General features: G+C 38.9%; 20 protein-coding genes and 1 pseudogene. 9 read left to right on the top strand and 12 right to left on the bottom strand.

Annotation, left to right across the window (positions count from 1 at the left end; all coding sequences use genetic code 11):
- Window positions 1–18: 18 nt before the first annotated feature.
- Both HGD77_RS09655 and HGD77_RS09650 read left to right on the top strand, forming a co-directional pair.
- Complete coding sequence (locus HGD77_RS09655; RefSeq protein WP_168730791.1) at window positions 19–1,605, top strand: type I restriction-modification system subunit M; 1,587 nt, start codon at window positions 19–21, stop codon at window positions 1,603–1,605.
- Between the two features lie 5 nt (window positions 1,606–1,610).
- Window positions 1,611–2,579, top strand: coding sequence for a type I restriction-modification system subunit M (locus HGD77_RS09650; RefSeq protein WP_228761430.1), 969 nt, complete (start codon window positions 1,611–1,613; stop codon window positions 2,577–2,579).
- Here HGD77_RS09650 and HGD77_RS09645 read toward each other — a convergent pair.
- Window positions 2,570–3,598, bottom strand: a complete 1,029-nt coding sequence (locus HGD77_RS09645) for a transposase (protein ID WP_080591915.1) — start codon at window positions 3,596–3,598, stop codon at window positions 2,570–2,572. The genes HGD77_RS09650 and HGD77_RS09645 overlap by 10 nt on opposite strands.
- A gap of 42 nt (window positions 3,599–3,640) precedes the next feature.
- Here HGD77_RS09645 and HGD77_RS09640 point away from each other — a divergent pair, with 42 nt between their 5' ends.
- From HGD77_RS09640 to HGD77_RS09620, 5 genes are all read left to right on the top strand, one after another.
- Window positions 3,641–4,204, top strand: coding sequence for an N-6 DNA methylase (locus tag HGD77_RS09640; protein WP_228761429.1), 564 nt, complete (start codon window positions 3,641–3,643; stop codon window positions 4,202–4,204).
- On the top strand, window positions 4,201–5,304 hold the full coding sequence (locus tag HGD77_RS09635) for a restriction endonuclease subunit S (protein WP_168730790.1): 1,104 nt from the start codon (window positions 4,201–4,203) through the stop codon (window positions 5,302–5,304). Before HGD77_RS09640 ends, HGD77_RS09635 begins: the two co-directional genes overlap by 4 nt.
- Window positions 5,305–5,317: 13 nt before the next feature.
- Window positions 5,318–8,380 (top strand): type I restriction endonuclease subunit R, encoded by a 3,063-nt coding sequence (locus HGD77_RS09630; RefSeq protein ID WP_168730789.1) that lies wholly within the window; start codon window positions 5,318–5,320, stop codon window positions 8,378–8,380.
- Between the two features lie 185 nt (window positions 8,381–8,565).
- Window positions 8,566–9,972, top strand: coding sequence for a DUF262 domain-containing protein (locus tag HGD77_RS09625; RefSeq protein WP_228761428.1), 1,407 nt, complete (start codon window positions 8,566–8,568; stop codon window positions 9,970–9,972).
- Window positions 9,965–11,959: a DUF262 domain-containing protein gene (locus tag HGD77_RS09620; protein WP_168730788.1), complete on the top strand. Its 1,995-nt coding sequence runs from the start codon at window positions 9,965–9,967 to the stop codon at window positions 11,957–11,959. The genes HGD77_RS09625 and HGD77_RS09620 overlap by 8 nt, the downstream gene beginning before the upstream one ends.
- Before the next feature lie 161 nt (window positions 11,960–12,120).
- Here HGD77_RS09620 and HGD77_RS09615 read toward each other — a convergent pair.
- The 6 genes and pseudogenes from HGD77_RS09615 to HGD77_RS09590 all read right to left on the bottom strand — a co-directional run.
- Window positions 12,121–12,471 (bottom strand): annotated as a pseudogene (locus tag HGD77_RS09615) (DNA mismatch repair protein MutS); the annotation flags it as partial.
- Window positions 12,472–12,722: 251 nt separating this feature from the next.
- On the bottom strand, window positions 12,723–14,729 hold the full coding sequence (locus tag HGD77_RS09610; RefSeq protein WP_168730786.1) for an esterase/lipase family protein: 2,007 nt from the start codon (window positions 14,727–14,729) through the stop codon (window positions 12,723–12,725).
- A gap of 96 nt (window positions 14,730–14,825) precedes the next feature.
- Complete coding sequence (locus tag HGD77_RS09605) at window positions 14,826–16,472, bottom strand: IS66-like element ISAba17 family transposase (RefSeq protein WP_001094416.1); 1,647 nt, start codon at window positions 16,470–16,472, stop codon at window positions 14,826–14,828.
- A 74-nt stretch (window positions 16,473–16,546) separates the two neighbouring features.
- The gene (gene tnpB, locus HGD77_RS09600; RefSeq protein ID WP_000618090.1) at window positions 16,547–16,882 is read right to left on the bottom strand and encodes an IS66 family insertion sequence element accessory protein TnpB; all 336 of its coding nucleotides are present in this window, start codon (window positions 16,880–16,882) and stop codon (window positions 16,547–16,549) included.
- Complete coding sequence (gene tnpA / locus HGD77_RS09595; RefSeq protein ID WP_000364662.1) at window positions 16,879–17,307, bottom strand: IS66-like element accessory protein TnpA; 429 nt, start codon at window positions 17,305–17,307, stop codon at window positions 16,879–16,881. Before tnpA ends, tnpB begins: the two co-directional genes overlap by 4 nt.
- A gap of 77 nt (window positions 17,308–17,384) precedes the next feature.
- A complete protein-coding gene (locus HGD77_RS09590) occupies window positions 17,385–19,127 on the bottom strand; it encodes an ankyrin repeat domain-containing protein (protein ID WP_228761427.1) in 1,743 nt (580 codons plus the stop codon).
- A 125-nt stretch (window positions 19,128–19,252) separates the two neighbouring features.
- On the opposite strand from HGD77_RS09590, the gene HGD77_RS09585 reads away from it, so the two are divergent.
- Window positions 19,253–20,134: an IS982-like element ISAba9 family transposase gene (locus tag HGD77_RS09585; protein ID WP_004282326.1), complete on the top strand. Its 882-nt coding sequence runs from the start codon at window positions 19,253–19,255 to the stop codon at window positions 20,132–20,134.
- An 8-nt stretch (window positions 20,135–20,142) separates the two neighbouring features.
- Here the strand turns inward: HGD77_RS09585 and HGD77_RS09580 are convergent, their stop codons facing one another.
- Window positions 20,143–20,562 carry a hypothetical protein gene (locus tag HGD77_RS09580; RefSeq protein ID WP_228761426.1) on the bottom strand — a complete coding sequence of 140 codons (420 nt, stop codon included), beginning with the start codon at window positions 20,560–20,562 and terminating at the stop codon, window positions 20,143–20,145.
- A gap of 438 nt (window positions 20,563–21,000) precedes the next feature.
- Window positions 21,001–22,245, bottom strand: a complete 1,245-nt coding sequence (locus HGD77_RS09575; RefSeq protein WP_168730785.1) for a tyrosine-type recombinase/integrase — start codon at window positions 22,243–22,245, stop codon at window positions 21,001–21,003.
- Window positions 22,246–23,112: 867 nt separating this feature from the next.
- Here HGD77_RS09575 and HGD77_RS09570 point away from each other — a divergent pair.
- The gene (locus tag HGD77_RS09570; protein WP_017397818.1) at window positions 23,113–23,349 is read left to right on the top strand and encodes a hypothetical protein; all 237 of its coding nucleotides are present in this window, start codon (window positions 23,113–23,115) and stop codon (window positions 23,347–23,349) included.
- A gap of 7 nt (window positions 23,350–23,356) precedes the next feature.
- Here the strand turns inward: HGD77_RS09570 and bioB are convergent, their stop codons facing one another.
- The 3 genes from bioB to queG all read right to left on the bottom strand — a co-directional run bounded on the left by bioB (window position 23,357) and on the right by queG (window position 25,914).
- Window positions 23,357–24,358, bottom strand: a complete 1,002-nt coding sequence (bioB, locus tag HGD77_RS09565) for a biotin synthase BioB (RefSeq protein ID WP_004731515.1) — start codon at window positions 24,356–24,358, stop codon at window positions 23,357–23,359.
- A 133-nt stretch (window positions 24,359–24,491) separates the two neighbouring features.
- Window positions 24,492–24,710 (bottom strand): hypothetical protein, encoded by a 219-nt coding sequence (locus HGD77_RS09560; RefSeq protein WP_168730784.1) that lies wholly within the window; start codon window positions 24,708–24,710, stop codon window positions 24,492–24,494.
- Between the two features lie 109 nt (window positions 24,711–24,819).
- Window positions 24,820–25,914 carry a tRNA epoxyqueuosine(34) reductase QueG gene (gene queG, locus HGD77_RS09555; protein WP_168730994.1) on the bottom strand — a complete coding sequence of 365 codons (1,095 nt, stop codon included), beginning with the start codon at window positions 25,912–25,914 and terminating at the stop codon, window positions 24,820–24,822.
- Between the last annotated feature and the right edge of the window lie 5 nt (window positions 25,915–25,919).

Here is a 25,919-nt window from a genome sequence, read left to right as displayed (position 1 = left end):
ATTAAATGTAGTAAACCTATGACTCTTCTTGATTTAAAAGACTTAGAAACCCATTTATGGGAAGCGGCACATATTATTACCGGTCCGATTGATGCCTCAGACTATAAGACCTATATTTTCCCGATTCTGTTCTTCAAGCGTATTTGTGATGTTTACGATGAAGAATTAGTAGATGCGATTAAAGAAATAGGCGATGAAGAGCTTGCTCGTGGGCCCATGTTTCACCGTATTGATATTCCTGAAGGCTGTCATTGGAATGATGTCATCGCACATACGCAAGATGTAGGTCAGCATTTAAAAGACGCCTTCAACAAAATTGAACAGGCAAATGAAAACTTATATGGCATTTTTGGTGATGCTAGCTGGACCAATAAAGATCGTCTATCTGACGAGCTTTTAATTACCTTGCTTGGGCATTTCAATAAATATCATCTCGGTGTGAGTAAAGTACGTAATGATGATATGGGCCGTGCGTACGAATATCTGATTAAACGCTTTGCTGATAAAGCTAATAAAAAAGCAGGGGAATTCTATACGCCACGTTCAATTGTACGCTTACTGGTTAATATTCTTGATCCAAAGCAAGGTGAAAGTATATATGACCCAGCTTGTGGTACTGGTGGTATGTTATTGGAAACGATTCACCACGTTGCAGAGAATGGTGGTGATCCGCGATCCTTAACTTTAAAAGGACAAGAAAAAAACCTGACTACTGAAGCGATTGCCCGCATGAACTTGTTCTTGCATGGACAAGAAGACTTTCAAATAGTCCGTGGTGATACTCTACTTGAACCTAAATTCCTTAAAAACGATCAGCTTGAGCAATTTGACTGTGTAATTGCGAACCCGCCATTTAGCTTAAAAGAATGGGGCTATAACAAGTGGTCTTCAGACCCGTATGCACGCAATGTCTATATGGTAGAAGAGCCTGATTTAAGCAGTGAAGACCCTGAAAAAACCAAATTAGTACGTAAGACGTTCTTAGCACCAAAAACCAACGGCGATTTTGCTTGGATTCAACATATGTTGGCTTCAGTTAAAGATGATGGTCGTATGGCTGTGGTATTGCCCCACGGCGTATTGTTCCGAGGTGGTTCTGAGCTTGAAATACGTAAACAGCTTTTATTGTTGAATCAGCTTGAAGCAGTGATTGGTGTTGCGCAAAACCTCTTCTATGGGACAACTATTGCGGCCTGTATCTTAGTCCTTCGTAAAGATAGAGCACCAACGCAGCAAAAAAATGGAACAGTATTAAATGCACCTGTGTTGTTCATCAATGCTGAAGAGATCTTTACCAAAGGCCGTGCGCAAAACACATTGAGTAATGAACAATCTGATGAAATTTATGATCTTTACATCAAAGCAAAAAACGAAGGGCAGGAAATAATTGGTCAATCTCGTTGGGTGCCATTTTCTGAAATTGAAGAAAATGAATTTAACTTAAATATTGCACGCTATGTTCAAAAGCCTTTAGAACAAGAGACCATGACACTCGAACAGGCTTTAAGTGATTTCATCAACAAAATGGCAGATTTAGAAAAAGCTGAGCTAGAGTTAGAAATGTTGCTAAAAGCCCAAGGTTTTAAGTTTAAGGATGTAGGTTAAGTCAAATGGCAAATGAAAATGCAAAATTAGAAGACCTACTTTGGGGTGCTGCTGAGTTCCTCCGTGGGCAAATTGATGCTTCTGACTATAAACAATATGTGTTTCCGCTTTTGTTCTTTAAACGGTTGTCAGATGTGTATGATGACGAGCTTGAAGATGCCAAAAAAGAAATGGGTACGGATGAACTATTTGATGCCGAGTATTTTCATCGTTTTCAAATTCCTGTTGAAGCAAGTTGGCAAACCGTAAAAGAAACGACGCAGGATATCGGTAAGGCCATTCAAACGGCGCTACGAACCATTGAAGCGAGAAATGAACGCTTAGCAGGTGTTTTTGGTGATGCGCAGTGGACCAATAAAGAACGTCTGCCAGACCATCTATTGAAAGACCTGATTGGGCACTTTAGTAAGATTGATTTGGGTTTACATAAGGTCAAGCAAGACGATCTTGGTCAGGCTTATGAATACTTGATTAAGAAATTTGCGGATGACTCAGGTCATACGGCGGCTGAATTCTATACCAATCGTACTGTGGTGCATTTCATGACCCGTATCATGGAATTAAAACCAGGTGAAACCGCTTACGATCCAACTTGTGGTACAGGTGGAATGTTACTGAATGCAGTCATGGATTTGCGTGAGAAAGGTGAAGAATGGCGTAGCGTGAAGCTCTATGGCCAAGAGGTGAATTTACTCACCTCTGCGATTGCCCGTATGAATATGTTCCTGCATGACATTGAAGAGTTTGATATACGCCGTGGTGATACTTTAGGTGAGCCGAAGTTTATTGAAAACGATCAGCTCAAACAGTTTGATGTGATTTTGGCTAACCCGCCGTACTCGATTAAAAAATGGGATCGTAAGAAATTCTCAGCAGATCCTTTCCATCGCAATATGTATGGTGTACCGCCACAAGGCTGTGCCGATTATGGTTTCTATACACATATCATAGGACTTACGCACTGTTATTTATAGACTCTCTGTGGTAGCAGATGATTTTTATCGAGAATAAAGTCATCAATGAAGTTTTTGATCATTGGTCTAAATAATTTCTTCTGCCAACGATATACATTTTCAAAGATCCCCTCAAACTGGTTCTTTTGTATCTCAACGTAGGCCATTAAGGCTGAAAAAATATGATTCAAAATCAGTTTAGACCGTCTTACTTGAAACTTTTCAATATGACAAACCTGTTTAATCACTCGGTGATATTGTTCTATTTTCCAATGACTTGAATGTAATTCATGAAAACCCTCAAAGGACAATAAATCATCTTCATCTTGATACACAATATAAAACCTCTGCTGTTCTTTTAACTGAGTCTTAAATAATTGTACAAAGCCAAAATCTTTGAGCCAGACCACTTGACCCTGATGGAAATTCGGCAATAAACGCAGTTGAAACCATTGTCCTTTTTCAGGGGAAACCTTACGGTTACAGTCGATACCAAACATAAATCGAATACCATGTTTTCTTATGGTTTTTAGATTTGCAGTCGATGAATACCAACTATCACCTGTAATAAATTGAATCTTTGCACCCCAACTAAGTACTTCACTTAACATATCCATAAAGTAATCATTCTTGGTTTTACCCTCAGATTTGTCATAAATTCGGAAATTAATTGGAATATTTTGACCATTCTGATCTGTCGCATACAAGGTAATGAGATTAATCCCCTTGACGGATCGGTGGTGTTTGCCTGACCAAAAATAGCTAACCAAGTCCATATGTTGACTATATGGTTTATCTAAAACAGTATCATCAATACTGACTATAAGTTTATTATTATCAATATGTTGAATTGCTTCTTGATATAGGTCGTGAGGTGTGTAGTCTTCACGCTCTAGAAAGCGATTTACACTATCATGCGAGATATTATAAGTCTCGGCAAGTTGTGTGCAGCTAATAGAGTTCGGTTCTGTCATGAGAAAGCCCATATAAATGGGTAATGTACAAGTTGCTGTAGAAGCATGTTTAGTTCGTCTGATCACAGATACTTTATAAACTATTTTAATACTTTTTTGAATCCGTCAATGCGTAAGTCCTATATCATTAAGAGTTTAAAGCCGGATACAGGTCGTGGTGCGATGTTATGGCCACACGGTGTATTGTTCCGTGATTCAGAGTTTGAAATTCGTAAGCAAGTGATTGAATCAGACATTATTGATGCCGTCATTGGTTTAGGTCCAAACCTGTTCTATAACTCGCCAATGGAGTCTTGTATTGTTGTTTTGGGAACTAATAAGCCCAAAGAGCGTAAGAATAAGATTCTCTTTATCAATGGTGTAGAGCATGTGACACGAGAGCGTGCGCATAGCCGTCTTTCTGAAAAAGACTTAGAAGTATTGATGAATGCTTACTTTAAGCCTGAAGAGAGTGAAATTGCACGCTTGGTGGATTTAGATGAGGTTCGTCAAAACAACCATAACCTTTCTATTCCCTTATATGTGTCTTTAAAGAAAGAACAAGAAACGGTATCTATGGATCAGCTTTTGGGTGATTGGGTAGATAATCGTAAACAGTTAAAAGATTTAGTTGCAGATTTGATGAAAGATTTAAAAAGCTTAGATGTTCAATCAGTGGAGCAAGATGTATGAGTACTGATTTGAATATGGAATACAAAGAAGTAAAGTTTGGTGATATTTGTCGTGAAGTGAAATTGACGACCAAAGACCCGATTGCAGATGGCTACGATAAATATATTGGTTTAGAACATTTAGACTCAGGTTCGTTAAAAATTAAACGTTGGGGATTAATTGCTGAAGATAAGCCAACTTTTACACGTGTATTCAAAAAAGGACATATCTTAATTGGTAAACGCCGTCCTTATCTTAAAAAAGCGGCAATTGCTGAGTTTGATGGTGTTTGCAGTGGGGATATTATTGTTATAGATAAAAAGGATAATGTTATTGATAATATAGTAATTTTATTGATTATTCATACTGATAGATTCTGGGAGCATGCAGTACAGACATCATCAGGTTCCTTATCACCACGTACTAAATTTTCATTATTAAATGAGTTTATAGTTTCACTTAATCCAATTGATGCTCAAAAAAGGATTCTGAATTTATACGACTCTTATCAGAAAATTGATAAAGCCCACGATGAGCTGATAGCTTCAATTTACAATCTTAAAAACAACATCGTTCATAAATGTCTAATTGGTGATTATGAAAAATTTAGTAATGTAGAATTTAGTATAAGTAACAAAAAGCTGAAAGATCTTATTAGTATCAATTATGGGAAATCACCATTAGGCATTAAAAAAGATAATGGTGAATATCCTATTTTAGGATCAAGTGGTGTTGTTGGTTATTCTGATGAATATTTGGTTGATTCAGATGAGCTTATCTTGTTAGGTCGGAAAGGTACGATTGATAAACCAATTTATTTTAAAGGTGCCTGTTGGCCAATTGATACAACTTTTTACTGTTTAAGTAAAAAAAGTGAAAGATTAAATTTAAAGTGGCTTTTCTTTTTTCTAGAAGGTATCGATCTTCGGTCATTGAATGAGGGGTCTGGGGTACCTTCATTATCTAGAGCTACATTGGAGAAAATTGACATTTCAGTACCTGATAAATTTGTTCAAGATGTAATTGTTAATATTCTTGAAAAAATAGAAGCAGTAGAAGCTACGTCATTAAATAAAATTATCAATGTCTTGAATATATTAAAAACATTTAAATTTATATAGAGGGTATCTTGCATTGTTTAATGAAGCAAATGGACCAGAAGAAGCAATTGTCCAAAAACTACAAAATTTAGATGGGGTGAAGTGGGAATATGTATCGGGGGATACAATTCCTAAATCTCCACAAGATGTCTTGGTTGGTACTTGGCTCAAGCAGGCATTGATGAAACTCAACCCTGCTATCCATGCCAATCCAGACTATGCGGATGAAGTGATCTACAAACTTCGTGCGGTATTCTTAGATGCAAAACATACAGGTTTGGTCAAAGCCAATGAAAACTTCTACGAATGGCTAAAAGCAGAGAAGTCATTACCTTTTGGTGAGAATGGTGAGCATGTCACCATTCATATGATTGACTACAACAATCTCGAAAACAACCATTGTGTGGTATCAAAACAAGTCCATTTTATTGCAACGACTGAAGCATATTTCGACATAGTTTTATACGTAAATGGTATACCGCTTGTGGTTGGTGAAATGAAAACGGCAACCCGTCCTGCTATAAGCTGGGAAGACGGCGCTGCTGATTTCTGTGGTGGAGCAAAAAATTATTGGAGTAACGTTGCTCCTTTTTTTGTGCCTAACTTACTGTGTTTTGCATCAGAAGGGAAAACATTTGCCTACGGCGCAATCAACGCACGCTTAAAAGATTGGGGCCCATGGCATAAAACTGAACAGCGAGATGAAATTTTACCGGGCTTGGCATCAGTTCTTGAAAGTGCAGCAGGCCTACTCAATCCGAATACACTGTTAAAGCTACTACAATCATTCACGCTATATTCATCGGTGAAAATTGGTAAGAACTTAGTACCGACAAAAATTAAGATTTTGCCACGTTACCCACAGTTTGAAGCCGCATCGCAAATTGTAGACCGTGTAAAAGCAGGCTATCCAAAGAAAGGCTTAATCTGGCACTTCCAAGGTTCAGGTAAATCCTTACTCATGCTGTACGCAGCGCAAATGCTACGTGCCGATGCAAAGCTGAAGAATCCAACTGTATTGGTAGTAGTAGACCGTAAAGACTTAGATGGTCAGATCAATGACACCTTTGGTGGTGCAGATATTAAAAATCTTGTGCCTGTAAAAAGTTGTAAAAAGCTTGGTCAGCATATTGAACAGGACAGTCGTGGCATTCTCATTACCACCATCTTTAAATTCCAAGATGTTGAGATTGAACAAGACAATGCCAAAGGCTTAAATGACCGAAGTAATATTATTGTGCTTGTGGATGAAGCACACCGTACTCAAGAAGGCTCATTGGGTGAGAAAATGCGTTGGGCTTTACCAAACGCATTCTTCTTCGGTTTGACGGGCACACCAATTTCAGGACTAGAAAAGAATACCTTTAAGCTCTTTGGTGCAGAAGAGGATGAAGGTCGCTATATGAATAAATACAGCTATAAACAGTCTATTCGTGATGCTGCAACCAATCCTGTGAAGTTTGAGCCTCGTTTGGCTGAGTTGCGAGTAGATCGTGAAACCATTGATGCTGAATTCGAAAAGCTTGCTCAAGAAAATGATTTAAGTGAAGAACAAAAAGCTCAGCTTTCACGCCGTGCGGGTAAATTGGCACTGATGCTCAAAGCACCTAAACGTATGGCACGTATTAGTGAAGATATTGTTGAGCACTTTAATGCTCACGTAAAACCGAAAAAGCTCAAAGCAATGGTGGTAGTCTATGACCGTGATGCTTGTGTGCAAATGTACTACTTACTGAAAGAAAAACTGGGTAAGGACAGTATTGAAGTCATTATGAATGTGGACCGTGCCCCAATTGAAGTGACTGATGGTGATAAGAAAGGAAAGTTCAATAAAGACTGGCGCCGTTGGAAAGAAGAGCTTAAGTTGCCGGTAGAAAAGGATGATTTTGAGCGTTGGCAAAAAATTGATGCTGATAGCCAAACACAGAAAGATATTTTAGAAGGTTATAAAGATTCAGAGAATCCATTACAAATCATTATTGTGACGGCAAAGTTGCTGACTGGTTTTGATGCACCAATCTGCTATTGCATGTATTTGGATAAACCACTTCGGGATCACACTTTACTCCAGGCAATGTGCAGAACGAACCGTCTCTATGAAAAAGACGGATTTAAAAAAGAGATGGGCTTAATTGTCGATTATCTTGGTGTGTTTGAAAACTTACGTACGGCGCTTGCTTATGACCCTGAAGATATTGATAAGGTGGTTGAAGCAATTGAGAGTTTTAAAGAACTATTCCAACCAGCCTTACAGAAGTGTTTAGATTTCTTCCCGGGAGTAGATCGGGCAGTAGAGGGCTTTGAAGGCATTATGGCTGCACAGGAATGCCTACCTACCAATGAAAAGCGAGACAATTTTGCTCGTGCATTTGGTGTAGTCAATAAATTATGGACAGCGATTTACCCAGATAACTTCTTAAATCCGCATCGACAAGATTTTAGATGGCTTGCACAGATTTATGAAAGCATTCGTCCTGCAACAGGTACAGGTTCGTTAATCTGGGCAGCACTTGGTCCTCAAGTGATTCAGATGATTCATGAAAATACGGATGTAAACCGTATTCGTGATGATATTAGTTCATTGACCATGGATGAGCATGCAATCTTTACCCTTACAGAAAAAGAGCAAGAGCGTAAAGCAAGACAGCTTGAAATCAATTTACTTGGTCGCTTACGTGGTCATGATGATCCGCGTTTTGTGCAACTTGGTGAGCGGTTAGAAAAGCTCCGTCAAGACTATGAAGCAGGGGTAATCAAGGCTATTGATTGGTTGAAAGGCTTGCTTGAAACAGCTAAAGAAACGGTTCAGGCTGAGCGTGAAACAGGGGAGGCACCTGTGACACAGCTTGATAACAAAGAAGCATTAACGAAGCTATTTATTGAAACCCGACCTGAAAAAACACCAGATATTATCCGTCAGATTGTTGAGCAGATTGATGAGATTGTGAAAGTCACTCGTTTTGATGGATGGCAGACTTCGGTAAGTGGTCCGCGTGAGGTGCAAAAGGCCTTGATTATTACCCTGAATAAGTTTGGTTTAGGGAAAGATAAAGAGCTTTTTGATAAGGCTTATGGGTATATCAAGGAGCATTATTGATAAGTTAGATAGAGACGCTTTATTACAAGGTGTCTTTAATAACTTGATTAACCTAAATTAAAGTCTTTCATTTACCCTTGTGGATATGAGCGATTAAATTTATGCAAGAGTTCGATATAGTTTTTACAATATGGGGAATTAAATGCTTGAAAAAAATAATTTGAGCAAAATTGAGGATATTTTTAGTGTCACTCGATAAAACTATTCTATCTGTTAAACAATTATTAACCTTACCTAATTTAGGTATTCCAGCTTATCAAAGGCCATATAAATGGACACAAAAAAATCTAAATTTATTATTTAATGACTTACGTGAATATCGAGATAAATCAGCATATCGGCTAGGTTCGGTCGTATTTCACCAACATTCTGATCAAGAAAAAATGCAACTTGATATTGTTGATGGTCAACAACGTACTTTAACTCTGCTTTTGATTGTACAAGCAATTATTGAGGAGAAATCAGCAAAATTACAAAGAAACAATCTAAAACAAACTCTTTCTGAATTAAATCCGATTCTTCAAGATTTTATGAAGCGTCAATATTTCTCAAATGTAATAACTCATAAAAATTTACATGAAAATTACTTAGCAGCTAAACGGATAGTATCACGTTCAGATTTTACTGAAGCTGATATAGATTTTTTATTAAATAGATGTCAAATCGTTATTTTTGTTTTGGATGATGTTTCTGAGGCATTCCAGTTTTTTGACTCTCAAAATGCACGTGGTCGTGACCTTGAACCTCACGATTTATTGAAGGCATATCATTTACGAGAGTTTACAGATGTAGATAATCACTTAAAGGCTCTCTCGGTTGCACATTGGGAAGGCTTAAACAGTGATGATTTAGCACGATTGTTTGCTAATTATTTATATCGTATTCGCCAATGGACACGTGGAAAGTCTGCTCGTTACTTTGGTAAAAATGAAATTTCTATATTTAAAGGCGTTAATCTAGATCAAGTGGGACATTACCCATACGTAGAGTCACTTCGTATTGCTCATCACTATGTAGATGATTACAACAATCAGTATCACCGAAAAATCGATCATCAGATCCTTGATTTTCCTTTTCATCTCGATCAAATGGTTATAAATGGGCGCCGTTTCTTTGAGATGGCTAAGCACTATCATCAGCAGATTTCAGCTATTGTTTCAAAAGACTATTCTTTTAATGATAAACATCCAGTTCAGATACTAGGTATAACACTTGAACCACTATCAAGTAGGATTGTAAATACTCTCAACAGTTATTCGAGTCGCAACAGAACTGGAGATAGATATATTCGAGTTATATTTGATTGCGCAGTCGTATTTTATTTGGACAAATTTGGATCAGAACTGCTCTCACAAGCGATCGAGAAAATATTTATATGGGCATATAGTTGCCGACTTCGTCAGCAAGTAGTACAACTTGCAACTATTGATAATTATGTACTTCAAAATAATGTATTTAGTCTGATTAAGCATGCTGTGACACCAAATGAATTATTGGTATGGTCATTAGAATCGATTACAGTCTCTGAAAGTCGAAATAAAAAAGGAGATGAGCTAATTACGCTGTTTAAAGAGATGAAATATTATGAATGAAATATTACAAGCCTTAACTGTAAAAGAGTTACTAAGTGACGTTTGTCGTTATGTGGTGCCAATGTATCAACGGAATTATGCTTGGGGTGAAGGCGAAATTAATCAACTTATTCAGGATATTCATGATTATCAGAAAAAAAATAATAAAAAGAGACCTGAAAATATATCAACTTACTACATAGGTACTCTGGTCGTATTCAAACGTCTTGACCATAGTTTTGAAGTTATTGATGGTCAACAAAGATTCACAACTTTGTCCCTGTTGGCAAATTGTTTAAAAGTGTTGGCGAAAAATAATGAATCAATCCCAGATATGAGTTGGTATCAAAAATCAAATATAGACTTTGAAAGCCGCCCCAAATCTACTGCAACTTTCTCTGCACTTACGAATGGAATAGAAACCTATAACTTGAAGGGTGATGAATATAATCATGATCTAATAAATGGCTTTGACTTATTGTGCAAAGGATTGCTTGGTTTGGGCAATCATTTGACTGATTTTTGTGAATATCTATTCAATCATGTGCAAATTACTCGTGTGCATGTGCCAAAAGATACTGATCTTAATCATTATTTCGAGGTAATGAACAATCGAGGTGAACAATTAGAAAAGCATGAAATCGTAAAAGCTCGCTTGATGTCCGAACTCAATATGATTCAAAGTGATTCTGAAAAAGAAGCCTGCACTCAAGTTCTAACTACAGTTTGGGATGCTACAGCGAATATGGAAAGATATGTGCAGTATGGATTCTCACCTAAAGAGAGACACTCTATTTTTGGAATCAATGATTGGGGAGTTTTTGTACCTAAAAATTTTAATGAATTGATGCGTTGTGTTGATATAAGTTCGAAATCTTCGCAAGATACGGATGAGACTCATATAAGTTTGATGCAAATGCTCAAACAACCACCTAATATTATTCGTGATAATAATACCGAATTAACTTCAGAGCGCTTTAGCAGCGTTATAAACTTTTCTAATTTCTTATTACATGTATTACGTATATGGGCCAAAAAAGATATTCCGTTAGATGATAAGCGCCTTATTGAACAGTTTGAAGAGCATATTCTAAAAACTGAAAACCCTATTGAGAAAATAAAAGAGTTCACATTCACCTTGCTGAAATGTAAGTTTATGTTTGATCAGTTTATTATTAAGCGAGATTTTGCAACTGATAAAGACAGCTGGAGTCTAAAACGACTGCATTGGTATTCTGAAAAAAGTAGTAGCTATAGTAATACCTTTAGTGAAGACGAAGATGGTTACAAAGGAATCAATCGCCGTATTTTAATGTTGCTCAGTGCTTTTCACGTATCTACCCCAACATTAGTTTATAAACATTGGTTAAATGGGACTCTTTATTATTTATATCAACAAGAAGAGGTTAATGCACAAGACTATTTAGCGGCTTTAGAAAAATTAGCAAGACAGTTCATATTCTTAAGGTTTTTAAAATTTGGTGTCGGAACTGATTACTTTGCAATGATTTATGAAAATCTAGAAAGTGGCTCAAATGAAATTAATTTTTCTAAATTAGAGTTTGAGAATATTGAGAATAACTTTGTATTTAACTATCTCGATTATTTAATTTGGTGTAAAGAACTTAATTCTCCAAACAATGAGAAGATAGAAATTATAGAAAAATTTGAATTTACATTCCGAAGTTCTGTTGAACATTTTTATCCGCAACATCCTATAGAAGGTCATACTGCTCTATCAAAAAATTCTTTAAACAGCTTTGGGAACCTTTGTTTAATTAGCCATAGTAAAAATTCACGCTTAAGTAATTTTCAACCTAATGCTAAACGAGAACATTTTAAATCCTCTATCGCTGATAAAAAAATCGATACACTTAAACTATTTAGAATGATTCAACTGCTTGAGATTGATGGGACATGGTGGGAAGAGCAAATTAAAAAACATGAATCAGAAATGTTTAATTTACTGGTAAATGACAGGGCTTTGCTAGAAAATGAAAAATTATAAAAAGGCTTAATATTTAAATACTTGGTTGTTAAATCTAAAATTCCCCACTACATAATTACTTGTAATGGGGAACATTAATTAAGAAACTCCAATCAAAGTTTTAACTTGATTAGCATTAAAGTAATCAGCTATTTCCTGTAAAAAAACACGGCGTCCTTCATCGTAATAATCCGGACAACGCCACGTTCAACAGGGGCCTTACCTGTGACTTCACCAATTTGCTCGCAAATAACGACGGTTTCGCCTTTTTTCACCAAGCGAGCAAGGTAGCCTTCAGCTGCATGGTAAGGAACACCTGCCATAGGGATGGGTTCACCATTGGCTTTGCCACGATGGGTCAGGGTAATCCCGAGAAGTTTAGCGGCCTTGTGTGCATCTTCAAAAAATAGCTCGTAGAAGTCACCCATACGATAGAACATCAAAGAGTGCGGATGTTGCATTTTGACGCCCATGTACTGTTGCATCATGGGAGTGAGGGTGGACAAATCAGTTATGATTCCCGAATTGCTCATGTAGGTGAAATCCTTAAATCTTTGAAAATACACAATATAAAAATAGACCGAGCGACACCGCTTACCGTGTGTATTTATGCGCTATGAACAGCTATTGTATGAATGGCAATATCTTAGCAAAATTGAAAACGACTAAACAATAAATCATCTATAAAGCGAACAGTTGTTAAACAGCCAAGTGATTATTGTTGTAGGCGTTAGGTGTAAAGCAAAAATAAAAAGCCTAAACATCTGTTTAGGCTTTTTAAGATTTAAGGCTTATACAGACCGAGTTCAGTCAGGTGCAACCGCAGGATACGACGTAACTCAAGAACGGCTTCAGGCGTTTCTTGAATAGAATGTCCACCTTTAATAATCTTCTCAGACAATGCACCATCTAGATGGGCACTCGTATAAGGCACGACATCGTCTGTAATGATATTGAGGTCATCACTTTTGGTCGCATTCCCCATGATGCTGTGGAATTTCATGCCTTTGTATGGAACGACGTTTTTAGTTAACCGAGTAAAATTAGAGTTTTTGCTGAGATCACTTGGTCCATTTTGAATGAGTCCATTATCGACATCTTTAATGAAGGCTTGTAGGTCAGGGTCACTACTTTGTATAACATCGGTCAGTGCCCCCAAAAACGCACCTGGTAGACGAATAACTTTACGTGCCGCAAGAGTAAACCAGCGGTCAGCAAACTCTGTCCCACGATGTGGCGCTGCTAAGAAAATGGCCCGACTGAAGTTTGGAATCGGTTGAATGTCGAGACGTGATTTAAACAGAGGGTCATTTTTAAATTGTTGCACACGTCGATTGGGTAGCAGTTTCATTGCCGCAGGGGTTAAGTCAGCATCGCTTACCAAAAGCCGTGCAATAATGCCGCCCATACTATGTCCCACTAGTACAGCATGCTTTTTGGCAGGCGCTTTGCTGTCGATCAAATTAAAACTTTGTTGAATGATTGCATAGATTTGGAAACGACTTTCCAAAATTGGCATATTGGTCGAGTAGAACACTTGCCAGACTTGATAGTGTTCACGTAGCACGGGATCGCCCATGACATCATTCGTCAGGCGAATCCATGCTTCTGGACTACTGGCTAGTCCGTGAACGAGCACCACCACTTTTTTATTTGGGTTGTACGGCTCAAGCATGTATAGGTGCGGCATGGTGAGGCGTGCATCACGATCAATCAGTGATAAATACGCGGCTTTACCTAAATTGTTTTGTGCCAACCATAAGCCATAAGGTGCAGAAAAGTTTGCAGCAAGAGGGTAACTTTTGCCTGCAATTTTCGCAGATTCAAACTTATAGGGATCATAAGCTGAGATTTCAAACTCAGGGTTGTTTAAGATCTCATCGATACTGGATGCAGAGCGTGGCTGTGCGGTAATGGTTGCCGCCAAATAACGGGCATTGTGAATGTTGGGATTACGACCATTGGTATACTGATAATGCAGTGGATCGACAATATATTTGGCTTTTTCGGGTGAGGTGTCGTTGTGCTCAGGTGGGAGGACAATCAGAAACTCTGAACCAAAACCATCGCGACGTGTGATAGAGCGCAGGCCGGAAAAGTTCATATTGTAAGTTGACATCAGTTGTTCAACTTGACGGTTTTTTAAAAGTGGGTAGTTATCATAATTTATGCGGTAAATACTTTGTCCCACTTTGATTTGATTACCGACTTCAGAAGGTCTATGGCGTAGTCCATAACTATGTACAAGTTTAGCGATAGCTTGGTTATAAAAGTCACGGAGTTGGACTTGTCGGTTATCAAAAATACGATCTTGGGGGCCACGTTTGGTGTTAAACATGTAGGCGTAACTATAACGAATACTTTTATCTAGCATGCCGAGTTGCTGATCTAGGCAGCTTTGGTAGTTTTGTTTTTGTAGCGCTTTTTTTTCTGCAGACTGGGTCTTGGCTAAAATACTCACTTTACAGGCAGATGATTTTTCTAAGGAAATTGCTTTAGCGAGATACAGTTCGCTGGCAGTAGAGAGAAGTTGTTCATCCTGAATTTGTGGAATTTGTCTGAGTTCGCTGACACATTCTTCAGGTTGCTCTGAACAGATTTTGGCTTCTCGACCTGTCATAGACAGTACGTTTAGACTCGCTTCACTGAGCTTATCCCGCGTTAAAATACTCTCACGCTCATTGGTAATTGTGACGTTCAGTGATTGATTTTTCACACTGACCACTTGGCAACCACTCAAAAGCGAAACGAGAGTGGTCATCATCAAGGTGCTACGGATGTATTTAGGCATAAAAAGCGTCGACTACCGTTTATTCTTTTGAATTTTTTAAATCATACGATAATTCTCGGATTTATGTAAGCATCCGCTGAACGCCATCGCCAAGTTTTAACGGGGTTCAGGTTTCCAGCGGTGAGGTAGTAATTCTTCTATTTGGGGCACTTTATGTGTTGGCAACCTTTTCAGCACATCACTTAAATAGGCATACGGATCCAAGCCATTCAGCTTTGCTGACTGGATTAAAGTCATGATATTGGCAGCTCGTTGACCACTGCGCAGCGAACCTGCAAATAGCCAGTTCTTACGCCCCAAGGCCCAGGGACGCATTTGGTTCTCTATCCAATTATTGTCAATGGGTAGATTGCCATCATCCAGATAGCGGCTTAAAGCAGTCCAACGTTTTAGGCTGTAATTGATCGCCCGGGCGGTTGGAGAACTCGATGGCACCGTCAGCTGATGTTGGTTGAGCCATTCATATAGTTGTTGCATGACCGGTTGACTATGCTGTTGTCGGTATTCGCAGCGGTCTTCCGCTGTACCATCCGTCTTTTTTCTTAATTCTGCTTCTATCGCATATAATTTCTGAATCAGCACTAATGCCTGTTCAGCGACCTGACTTTTCTTGGTCACATGTAGTTCATGGAATTTACGACGTGCATGTGCCATGCAGCCCACCTCAATGACCTGACCTGATCTAAAGCGTGCTTTATAACCACTGTAATCATCACAGACCAAATGACCCTGCCAGCCTTTCAGGAAGTCTTCAGCATGCTGGCCAGAACGGCTATCTTGAAAGTCATAGATCACTGCCTGAACTGGATTGTACTGTGTGCTGGCATAGGCCCAGACATAACCTTTTTTGGGCTTTTTCTCATTTTCACCCATCTGCATGACCGTCACCGGTGTTTCATCTGCATGGATCACCTGCTGTTGCAGTACCACCTGTTTTAAGGCATTGGCCAGAGGTTCCAGTTCCACCCCACAGCGGCCAATCCAGTCAGATAACGTTGATCTAGACAGATCAACACCTGCGCGTAGAAAGATTTGACGTTGACGGTACAAAGGCAAATGATCGGCATACTTTGACACCAGCACATGGCTAAGCAATTCAGGTGAAGCAATGCCTTTATCAATCACATAGGCTGGCATCGCTTGCTGAGTCAGAGTGTCACACTGATCACAGACCCATTTACCACGCACATGCTGTTCCTTATAGAACTGTGCCGGTCTGAAATTCAGTTTTTCACTGACATCTTCACCGATACGACGCAAGGTACAGCCACAACTGCATTGTGTTGATTCAGGTTCATGCTCAATACGGAGGGTGTGTAGATGATCTGGCAACAGCCGACGTTTAGGTTTGTTGACTGGGGCTTTCTGTGCAGCTGCATTGGTTTTATCTGCATTCAGTCGTTCCAGTTCCAGATCAACCGCTGCAATATCTTCTTCAACCGCTTCATCCCAGAGATGGATTTGTTTTGCGGTTAGATGTTCGTTTTTACTGCCGAATTTATGCTGTTTAAATAGTGCAAGCTCATGCTCGTATTTTTGATTGAGAATAGAAAGATGTTGAACTTTAGAATCTAATTGCTGATTGGTGACTTCAAGATGTTGAACTCTGGCATCTAATTGCTGATTTGATTGTTCCAGTTGTTGTTTAGATTGTGCCAGAGACTGATGCTGCATCGCCAACTGTCTGGTAAATTCCAGCAGTTGTTCATGGGTCAGTTGGCTTAAATCAGGCAGCGTATTCATGACCGCAGTATGCCTGAGGTCATGATGCAGAGGAAATAGAACGTTTGGAGAATAGCAGAATGGATGAGCCTGGTTTAGAGCATTGTTACCACTTGCTGCAGTCCGATTCTTTGCCAGGGCAAACCCTGGATCAGTGCCTGTAACTGCTCCGGGCTGATCGCCATACTTTCACCCTGGTGAACTTTAGCCCAGTGGAATTTCCCCTGTTCCAGCCGCCGGGCACACAGCCAGATACCCAGTCCATCATGCACCAGCACTTTCATACGATGGCCACGCTTATTACAGAACAGGTAAGCGCAATGCGGTTTGATGTAGCCAAAGGCTCTCAGCACCTGAGCCATGGCTGTATCCATCCCTGCACGCATGTCCATCGGCTGGGTAGACAACCAGATCTCATCAATACGAATCATTGAGTCAAACCCTGGATCAGCAACAGTAATTCAGTTACTGACTCCACCGGCCAGTCGATCTCGATCATCTGATCCCTTGCGGAACTTGGTGCCTCATGTAATGGAATCCTGATATGAGCGACAGCTTTCTTCTCTGGCACAGGTGGTAGAGGTGCTTCTTGTTTGACTGGAGTCGGGTGAAGAATGACCGGAAGAAAGTCAGTCTGTGGAATGGATGGGGTTTTTAATGCAGGGGGCATTGATCTGGACTGACGAATCCATTTATGTAGCAGATTGGCATTGATCTGATGTTGCATTGCTACCTTGGCCACTGATGTATCTGGCTGCTGGCATTGCTGAATAAGTTGATGTTTAAATTCAGCTGTGAAGGTTCGACGGGGCTTTTTTAGCGTTGGTGCACTGTCTATAACTGTCTTTAAATCCATAAATAGGTGTCCACTTAAATTTAAGTGGACACTATCGCGGTATTAATGAGTTAGAAAAAGTGGGGTTCAGCGGACGCTTACCCTTCATCAGCTTTTACATAGCTTTGTTCCAATTGAGCGCCGTGCTTGAGCATAAGATCGACAGCATAAGCATTATCTTTTTCAACGGCTAGCATGAAGGGTGTATAGCCTTTGATTGGATACTGAGCTGTATTTTGATTTGGATCGGCACCATATTGTAAAAGTAACTCGAAAATCTCGTAGGCATCGCAAACTTTCTTGTCTCCAAGAGAGATTCGCTTCACCTCCTCAAATAATACCTTTCTAGGGTCATGGCTTGGTAGGCTCTGGAGTTGCTTATAACTTTCGATATCGCTACCACCGTTAGAATGACGTCTAATCGAATCTGCAAGATATTTATCATTGGCTTGTTCAACTTTATGACCATTCAATAGACCAATCACACCTAAGTTTTGGTAAAGCATGGAAATACCATAAAGACCAGTAATATTAGGATTAGCCCCATTTTCCAATAAGAGTTTTACTAGTTTTGGCAGATTTTCTTCAATAGCGAGGTTTAATGGGGAAGTCTGCTTTTTCGCTGTGCATTCATTTAAAAGCTCTTTATCAAAACCACATTCGAATACATATTGGATGAATGCGTATGTTTCATCGAATTTAGCAGCAATGTGGTTCAATGCCAAAAGCACAATACTTTCTTTATTTGAAGTTAATGCATTTATGTTTGCACCAGCTTCAATGAGCTTTCTAGCCGTAGAAAAATCTCCGATAGCGACAAAGTAGTGAGGTTGAGGCCATTTACGTCTTTGTTCAATATCAATGTAAATGCTTACATTTACTTTTTTAAAGTTAGGGCTAATATCCATAGGAACTGCTAGTTTGCTGATTTTTGGAATTAATTTCTTAATTTCCATACCGTTGTCACTAAAAGTCTCGGTAGTAAAATATTTAAAGAATCCAACTAGGGTTGCTTCTTTTTCCCATTCTTCAAAAACAAAGTCGGTTTTAAAGCGGTCAGGGCGCTCAATTGGATCAAAGATTCCAACTTTAAGGTCAAATTGGATCGCTAAATTTGAAATCTTTCCAATGAGTTTATTTTGGCTCTCCACAAGTGAAGCAATACAAAGTATCTCATTCAGCAGTACTTCTAAATAACGCATATCACGATATAACAAACCATCTAGGCATAGTTCATATTCAGCGAGTGCTTCCTTAAATTGATATTGATATACCAAATTAATTGCTTTAGCCCAATGAATATATGGCAGGAGATGACTTACTTCTTGGTGCTCAGTAAGGTACTTATCTATTTGGTTTATCATCAATGTATTTAGTTGAAAAGTAGTCTCACCTGTTGAGCTATATACCATTGATGCTAAGCGAGTGTCGGTTTGATCAATACGTTTAACATGCGTTTTATCAAAAAACACTTGAGTCAACTTCTGATATGAAAGAGGGATCTCCATCAAAAAAGGAAAATGTGTTTGTGCATTGGCACTAGCCATCGCTCTAAATGTAAGTGCTTGGGTGTCATGTTGCGAAATACGATGAGACTTCAATTTTTGGTTGTGTTGTTCGGCCAAAAACTGGATAAAGTTTCCATGTTGCAAGGAGAACCCATATTTAATTTTTAAGGCTTGTAGTAATCGCGCAAAACACAACAGCTCATAATGTGCCTGCGATGCTTCTGTATCGGTCAAAAATAGGCGTTTTAAGGTCGACGGCGTAGGTAATGCATCTGGGCGACCAAATTTACTAATGTAATTTTTGTCATCAGGACTTAAAACGTCACTTTCCAAAAAGTGAGCAAAGTTTTGGTCAGTATTTTTTAGGTAATCTAAACCCCAATCTCAACTTTTTAAGTGATTGAAATAAAAAGGACATAACCCTATTTTAGTTTCCACCAAGAAATTAAAGCAAAGTTATGTCCATTGAAGAATTTATCATTTTTGTCTATGTAATCATAGAAGAACTTTATCCCATTGTTGTTACTCAGCCCCTGAGAACTCGTGGTTTTCCGCCTGCTGTTACTGATGCAGAAATCATCACTATGCAAATAGTAGGTGAATTTCTTGGTTTAGATACAGACAAAAATATTTGGATGTATTTCAAAAACAATTGGTTAGAATGGTTTCCAAAATTAGGATCTTATCCCAATTTCTGTAAACATTGTGCAAACCTGTGGCATGTCAGTCAATCCATTATGGCACAGCTCATTCAGCGTTATGGTTCAGATAACATTCACTTTATTGATGGCTTCCCACTCCCTGTCTGTAGTTATACCAGAGCTAGAAAGCATAAAAACTTTAAAGAATACGCAGGTTTTAGTTATTGTGCTGCAAAACAAGAAAAATATTATGGTTTCAAAGCTCATATCGTCATTAATCTTTCAGGCATGATTTCGGGTTATACCTTTGCACCTGCTCATTGTGATGAGCGAGATGTTGCACCTGAAATTACGAATGATATTTACGGTTTACTGGGAGCAGATAAGGGCTATTTAAGACCAGAATTGAAACGATATTATGAATATCAGGGTATTGATTTACAAACACCCTTTAGAAAAAACATGATAGATTTCAGACCTAAAGAGACACTGCAAATACTGATGAAAGCCAGAAGAAAGATTGAAACAGTGATTGGTCAATTAACAGATCGCTTTCACATTCAGAAAGTGAGGGCAAAAGATCTATGGCATTTAACCCACCGCATAACTCGTAAAATTCTGTCGCATACAATTTGTGTGGTGCTAAATAAAAAGCTTGGTCATTCACCAATTCAATTCGAAAATCTTATTTTAAGTTGAGATTGGCGTTAATCTAAGCTTTCTTTAATAAAGTTTTGACCTTTCCAGTGCTTGGCGATCCCCATTTGTGTAATGCAAAACGTTATGAGTTGATGTAGTGATGGAACTAAGTAATTTGACCAGAGAGAGGTACGAATAGACTCAACATTCATCAATGAGGTTAAGCGAGCGTGTAATAGCATTGCCTTATAGCGGTCTAAAACATTACGTTTAAGCAATGTTATGAATTGTAAATCTGTACGATCAGAAAATTCTTTTGGGCATAACTGATCTAAAAATAAGTCTACATCATAGTGTGAAGTGAATAGTTTGTTTGATGAACCATCTAAGTGTTTAGAGTCTGTCTCCGAGAGTTGGCTCTTGGTATCCATGTGACTAAATAAATCACGAACAATTTCTATAGTTGTTGGAAAGGTATTCTTTGGCATTGTAAAGCTCTGCGTATATCTGTCTTAAAGTTTAAATAGGCTTTTCGGTCACTAGGTGTACCTGGTATCGTAATCTTCTGTATTTGGTTTACAAGCAAAAAATCATGTTTTTTGCCAGGTCTAAAAGATGCGACACCATCCTTAATAAGTTGCCGAATAAATTTGTTCAGCTCTTTGTCATTACTGTACTTTTTCATCGGTAATCCTGGATTAAGGGGATTGCTCCCCTTAATGATTATTTGGCATTACCACGACCACCACCTGATGGGCGACCTGTTGTACTTGGCCAATTGCCACCAGGGCCAGGATGGGATGATGGTGGGCGGTTGTATTGAATGTGCATGAAGTATTATCCTTCGTGTGCATAGCGAAATTGCTATGAATCGAAGAATATAGAAATGCAAGATTTTCTTCCTCTGAGAGAATGGAGTTTAATTTTTAAAAACTAATTTTGGCTTGTTCTAATACCCAGTTTTCATACTTCTGTAGATGCCCTCGCAACATATCCATGGGGCGAACGGTATAGTGCTTTTCTGCTAAAGCACTTGGTTTATGTCCAGATATTTGTGCAGTGACACCTACAGGAATATCTACCCATTCTGCCAATGATTTAAATGAACGTCTAAGACCATGTATTGTTAGCTGAATATCTATTTCATTACAGATTTTCTTAAACTCTTTGTAAGGATTAACGATGTATCCCGTCGCAGAGGTATTACTGCTAAATATATAAGATGAATCGCTGGTTTTTTTTAAGTCACGTAGTAATTTTTCTACGTATTTTGTCATAGGTATAATACGCCCATTATCTTCAACTTTATCCTTCAGATGGATCGTTTTCCACCTAAAATCTAAGTCTTCCCATGTAAGTGATAGAAACTCATCTTTTCTGGCCCCAGTTAATAGACAACAAATATAAAATGTGGCCAAGGCCTTATTTTGAGAAGTGAGAACGGTAGAGAACCATATGTCTAACTGTTCTCTTAGGAGGCAATCTTTTCTTGCTTGAACTGGCTTTACTTTGGATCTTACTTTTTTAGATTTAATTGCATTTGTAGGTGCTATTCCTTGGAATCTATCATCTTCTTCACACCAATTTAAAAAGGCTCTAACGAGACGGAAAGCTTTACTAGCTGTAGTTTCTCGGTAATTATTATTCTGAAGCCATTCAGAAAAAAAGTTGTTATCAAGATCTGATAACCTTTTTTCTAATAATTCAAAAATAGGCTGAGGTTTATAGTGAAATTTTTTGATTTCATCAAATCCACCTTTTGATAGTAATAAATGATCGAGATAGGTGCGTTCTCTCCATCTTTCTTTATTTTCTTCAAGATAAATATTCCAAGCTTCTTTGAATAAAGTTTCTTTTCGTTTTTCAGTCTTAAGATATTCTTGGTCTGATTGAATGCGCTTATTTTTTTCAACTTTGGGGTCGATCCCTTGCGTACACATTACAGCAAGCTCTTTAGCTTTTTCACGAGCTTCAGTTAGTCGCCAATCTTTAATATTCCCAATAGTTATACGTCGTGTTGTAGACCCTACACGTCCCTGAAAGATATATGTCTTTTTATTGTTTGGGGTTACTTTTACCCCAAAACCACTGGTAGAGCTATCCCAATAGAAAGAAGGCTTTGAGTCAGATCGGCATTCTAGTTTTTCAATTGCTGGTTTTGTAAAATTCATATAGATACCAAAAAAATAAGCAATTAGTAAGCATATTTAAGATACTATAATCAACTTTAAAGGCCAATGGTTTAAAGAAACAGTTTCGTATCTTATTGTATATAAAAATATATTTGATTTTTTTCTTGTGTGTCATTGTGTAGGTTGTAGAACTCATAATCCGTTGGTCGACAGTTCAAGTCTGTCTGGGCCCACCATATAAAACAACCCCTTACGTGCATTAATCGTAAGGGGTTTTTTGTTTTTGGATATTATGAAATCTGAAGTAAGCAATTCACTTAATTGATCGTCGTTCTTATCTCGAAGGACTTAAAATGGGTTGCCTCCACTGATAATGAACTTTTCTAGTTTGCCTTTCAATAAAGATTCTTCGTTACCAGCTTAATAAAAAAGCATCTCCCTCAGATATTACTTTTGTTATCTAAATTCCATAAACATCTTCTTTAATCAAAAAAAAAGTTCATATTTATGAAATAATTGTGATGTAGTTCAAAGAATATCTGCAAAAAAAGTGAAAAGTAGATGAAATGCATTTTACAACTGAAAAAATTATGCTAATTAATATGAGATGATTTTTTAGTCAAAAATCATGATGTTTCAGGACGGAATATCTTAAGAAGCGTATTAAAAAATGATTAAACAGGAGTTTCAATGATGCTTCAGCTTTTAAGAAAATTGTTTTGTTTGCATATTTATGAGTATGAGCAAATGCAAGAGATCGGGGAACACAGGGAGTGTCGTAAGTGCGGTACGAATAAGGATTAAAGTTTTTGCAAGAAAAGTGAGCAATGGCTCACTTTTTTTATGCTTGTTATGGGCTAATTTCCGTTAAAATTAAAGGGAAATTTCATCACGATGAACAGGCATATGAGTAAAGATTTTCATGCAGATACCTATATCGTAGACAGCAAGCTGGCAGATACGCTGCACTGGCTCAGCCTGCATCAAGATAGTTATGACTCCTTTAGTTATGATGCAGTCACGCAAGCGCTGATGGTGCATCATGCTAATGGAGTAGATCAAATCCGAGTCGGAGATTATCTGAATACCCGTTATGGTATTTTAATTACTGCACATAACTTTTCTGCAAGTTCATCAAGTTAAACAGTTGTTAGCTTGCCATGGCATCTGTAGCCAGACTGCGAACACTCGGTTTTGGCTGTTCTGCAACTAAACCTAATTTTGCAAAAAGTTGCTGATCTCGACCTTGGGATGTATTAGGGGTCGTCAGCAGTTTTTCACCAGAGAAAATAGAATTGGCACCAGCCATAAATGCCAAAGCCTGATCCGAATCGCTTAAGGATTCACGCCCTGCAGAAAGGCGAATATAGCTTTTAGGCATCAACAACCGTGCTACTGCAATGGTACGAATCCACTCAATCACATCCAGTTTTTCTACATCTGCCATCGGTGTACCTTCAATCGGCACTAACATATTAATCGGCACAGATTCAGGATGAATTACCAGAGTTGCAAGCTCATATAACAAACCAATCCGGTCATCACGACTTTCGCCCAGACCCACAATACCGCCACTACAGACTTTCATACCAGCTTGACGCACATGATCCAGAGTATCCAGACGATCATCAAAGCTACGCGTGCTGATGATATGTGAATAGTATTCACGAGAAGTGTCCAGATTATGGTTGTAATAATCCAGTCCTGCATCTTTCAAGCGTTCAGCCTGTGATCCATTTAGCATCCCCAGTGTCATGCAGGTTTCCAGACCGAGTGCTTTAACTTCACGTACCATTTCCAGCACATAAGGCATATCGCGTTCATGCGGGTTGCGCCATGCAGCCCCCATACAAAAGCGTGAACTGCCTGATGCCAGCGCCTGTTTGGCTTCCTGAATCACTTTATCGACTGCAATGCGTTTTTCAGCTTCCAGTTTGGAATCATAATGCGCTGATTGTGAACAGTATTTACAGTCTTCAGGACATTTACCGGTTTTAATCGAAAGCAGGGTGCTCACCTGAACGGTATTCGCAGTGAAATGTTCACGATGAACCTGTTGCGCCTGGAACACTAAATCCATTAAAGGCTGTTGATATAGAGCTTGTATTTCTTCACGTGACCAATCATTACGTACCGCATCACTACTGTTCATCTCTTTCCCTATCTGTGCTTATTTATCATTCGGTTCATCTTAATAAAAATAAGCTTTTGCTTCACTAGCAAAATATGACCTTATATAAATGGCAAAGCCCACACGAGGTGAGCTTATTTTTTCAGTTGCCAGATTATTTATTACTGTGATTTCCATGAATATCCTGGCCATGCAGATCACTACGGTGCTGCTTGTTAAACACGCGCTGATCCTGTTCATGCTGATTGTTTTTTGGGGAATTAATCGGGCCATGTTGCGGCTGCTGTTGTTGTTGCTTCTGCTGGTCATGCTGAAGCTGCTCAAGCAGTTCTTGATTTGGATTTTTGATGACATCATCTTTCCTCCACTTCATTTCTGACTATTTTTATTTATGCCATAGTCTGAAACACGGGTGTGTAAGGCTTTTAAGTGAAACTGTGAATCTAGGTAAAGTTGAAATATATTTCAATAGTGAGAGAAAATTAGCTGGATTTTGCCAGTTGTTCTTGAACGGCCCAATCGATATGTACCTGCACAATTTCATCATGCTGATTACGCTGTTGCTGAAGAGCCTGAATAATCTGCCCATCAAAGGGCGCATTGCCCAAACCAATGGCGACATTGCGCATAAAGCTTTGATAACCTGTACGACGCATCGGGCTGCCTTCAGTCGCACTTAAAAAGATGGCTTCATCCCATTGCCATAAATCCAGTAAACTCATCTGATCCAGACCATGACGCGGATGAAAATCCTCTATCGAGGTGACTTGGGCAAAACTGTTCCAGGGACAAATCAGTTGGCAGTCATCACAACCAAAAACACGGTTGCCAATTCCGCGTCGTAAATCTTCTGGAATAATGCCTTTATATTCGATCGTCAGATAGGCGATACAGCGTCGTGCATCCAGCATGTACGGTTCGACAATCGCTTGAGTCGGACAGATGTCGATACAGGCGGTACAGGAGCCACAATGTTTAGTCGCGGGTTCATCAAAGGGCAGTTCGAGTGAAGTAAACAGTTCACCCAAAACAAAGAATGAGCCTGATGTTTTATGAATCAGCAAGGTATGTTTCCCTGTCCAGCCCATACCGGCAGTTTCAGCCAGCGATTTTTCAAAAATGGGCGCAGAATCGGCAAATGGGCGTGATTCAAAATCTCCGACTTTTTCCCGGATTTTTGTCGCCAGAGTTTTCAGGCGACCCCGCATGGTTTTGTGATAATCTCGGCCACGGGCATAACGCGCGATAATGGCAGAGTTGGGTGCATAAGAGATATAACGTGGTTCTGGTACCTCGACCAGATAATCCATACGCACACAGATAATGCTGCGTGTGCCGGGAACTAGCAAAGTGGGATTGGCACGTTTTTCCAAATTCTCTTCCAGAAACTTCATGTCACCATGATAACCACGATCCAGATATTCCTGTAAGCGTGCTAATTCTGCTTGAGCATCCGGTTTGGCAATGACACAATCAGAAAAACCCAATTCTAAAGCCTGCGCTTTAATCCATGCTTTTAGCTCAGCTGGATCTTGTTGATAAACTTTAATTTGCGCTTGAGAATCGGGAGTTGCCATAAACC

Origin of the sequence: Acinetobacter sp. NEB149 (assembly GCF_012516415.1) — a bacterium.
Taxonomy (GTDB): domain Bacteria; phylum Pseudomonadota; class Gammaproteobacteria; order Pseudomonadales; family Moraxellaceae; genus Acinetobacter; species Acinetobacter lwoffii_V.
Note: the sequence above shows the minus strand (reverse complement) of the source record. Positions and strands in the feature narration are given on the sequence as shown.

Coding starts and splice junctions, on each gene's coding strand:
- HGD77_RS09655 (WP_168730791.1), top strand. CDS start 19: ATGACTCTTCTTGATTTAAAAGACTTAGAAACCCATTTATGGGAAGCG.
- HGD77_RS09650 (WP_228761430.1), top strand. CDS start 1,611: ATGGCAAATGAAAATGCAAAATTAGAAGACCTACTTTGGGGTGCTGCT.
- HGD77_RS09640 (WP_228761429.1), top strand. CDS start 3,641: ATGCGTAAGTCCTATATCATTAAGAGTTTAAAGCCGGATACAGGTCGT.
- HGD77_RS09635 (WP_168730790.1), top strand. CDS start 4,201: ATGAGTACTGATTTGAATATGGAATACAAAGAAGTAAAGTTTGGTGAT.
- HGD77_RS09620 (WP_168730788.1), top strand. CDS start 9,965: ATGAATGAAATATTACAAGCCTTAACTGTAAAAGAGTTACTAAGTGAC.
- HGD77_RS09610 (WP_168730786.1), bottom strand. CDS start 14,729: ATGCCTAAATACATCCGTAGCACCTTGATGATGACCACTCTCGTTTCG.
- HGD77_RS09605 (WP_001094416.1), bottom strand. CDS start 16,472: ATGAATACGCTGCCTGATTTAAGCCAACTGACCCATGAACAACTGCTG.
- tnpB (WP_000618090.1), bottom strand. CDS start 16,882: ATGATTCGTATTGATGAGATCTGGTTGTCTACCCAGCCGATGGACATG.
- tnpA (WP_000364662.1), bottom strand. CDS start 17,307: ATGGATTTAAAGACAGTTATAGACAGTGCACCAACGCTAAAAAAGCCC.
- HGD77_RS09585 (WP_004282326.1), top strand. CDS start 19,253: ATGTCCATTGAAGAATTTATCATTTTTGTCTATGTAATCATAGAAGAA.
- HGD77_RS09580 (WP_228761426.1), bottom strand. CDS start 20,562: ATGCCAAAGAATACCTTTCCAACAACTATAGAAATTGTTCGTGATTTA.
- HGD77_RS09575 (WP_168730785.1), bottom strand. CDS start 22,245: ATGAATTTTACAAAACCAGCAATTGAAAAACTAGAATGCCGATCTGAC.
- HGD77_RS09570 (WP_017397818.1), top strand. CDS start 23,113: ATGAGTAAAGATTTTCATGCAGATACCTATATCGTAGACAGCAAGCTG.
- bioB (WP_004731515.1), bottom strand. CDS start 24,358: ATGAACAGTAGTGATGCGGTACGTAATGATTGGTCACGTGAAGAAATA.
- HGD77_RS09560 (WP_168730784.1), bottom strand. CDS start 24,710: ATGAAGTGGAGGAAAGATGATGTCATCAAAAATCCAAATCAAGAACTG.
- queG (WP_168730994.1), bottom strand. CDS start 25,914: ATGGCAACTCCCGATTCTCAAGCGCAAATTAAAGTTTATCAACAAGAT.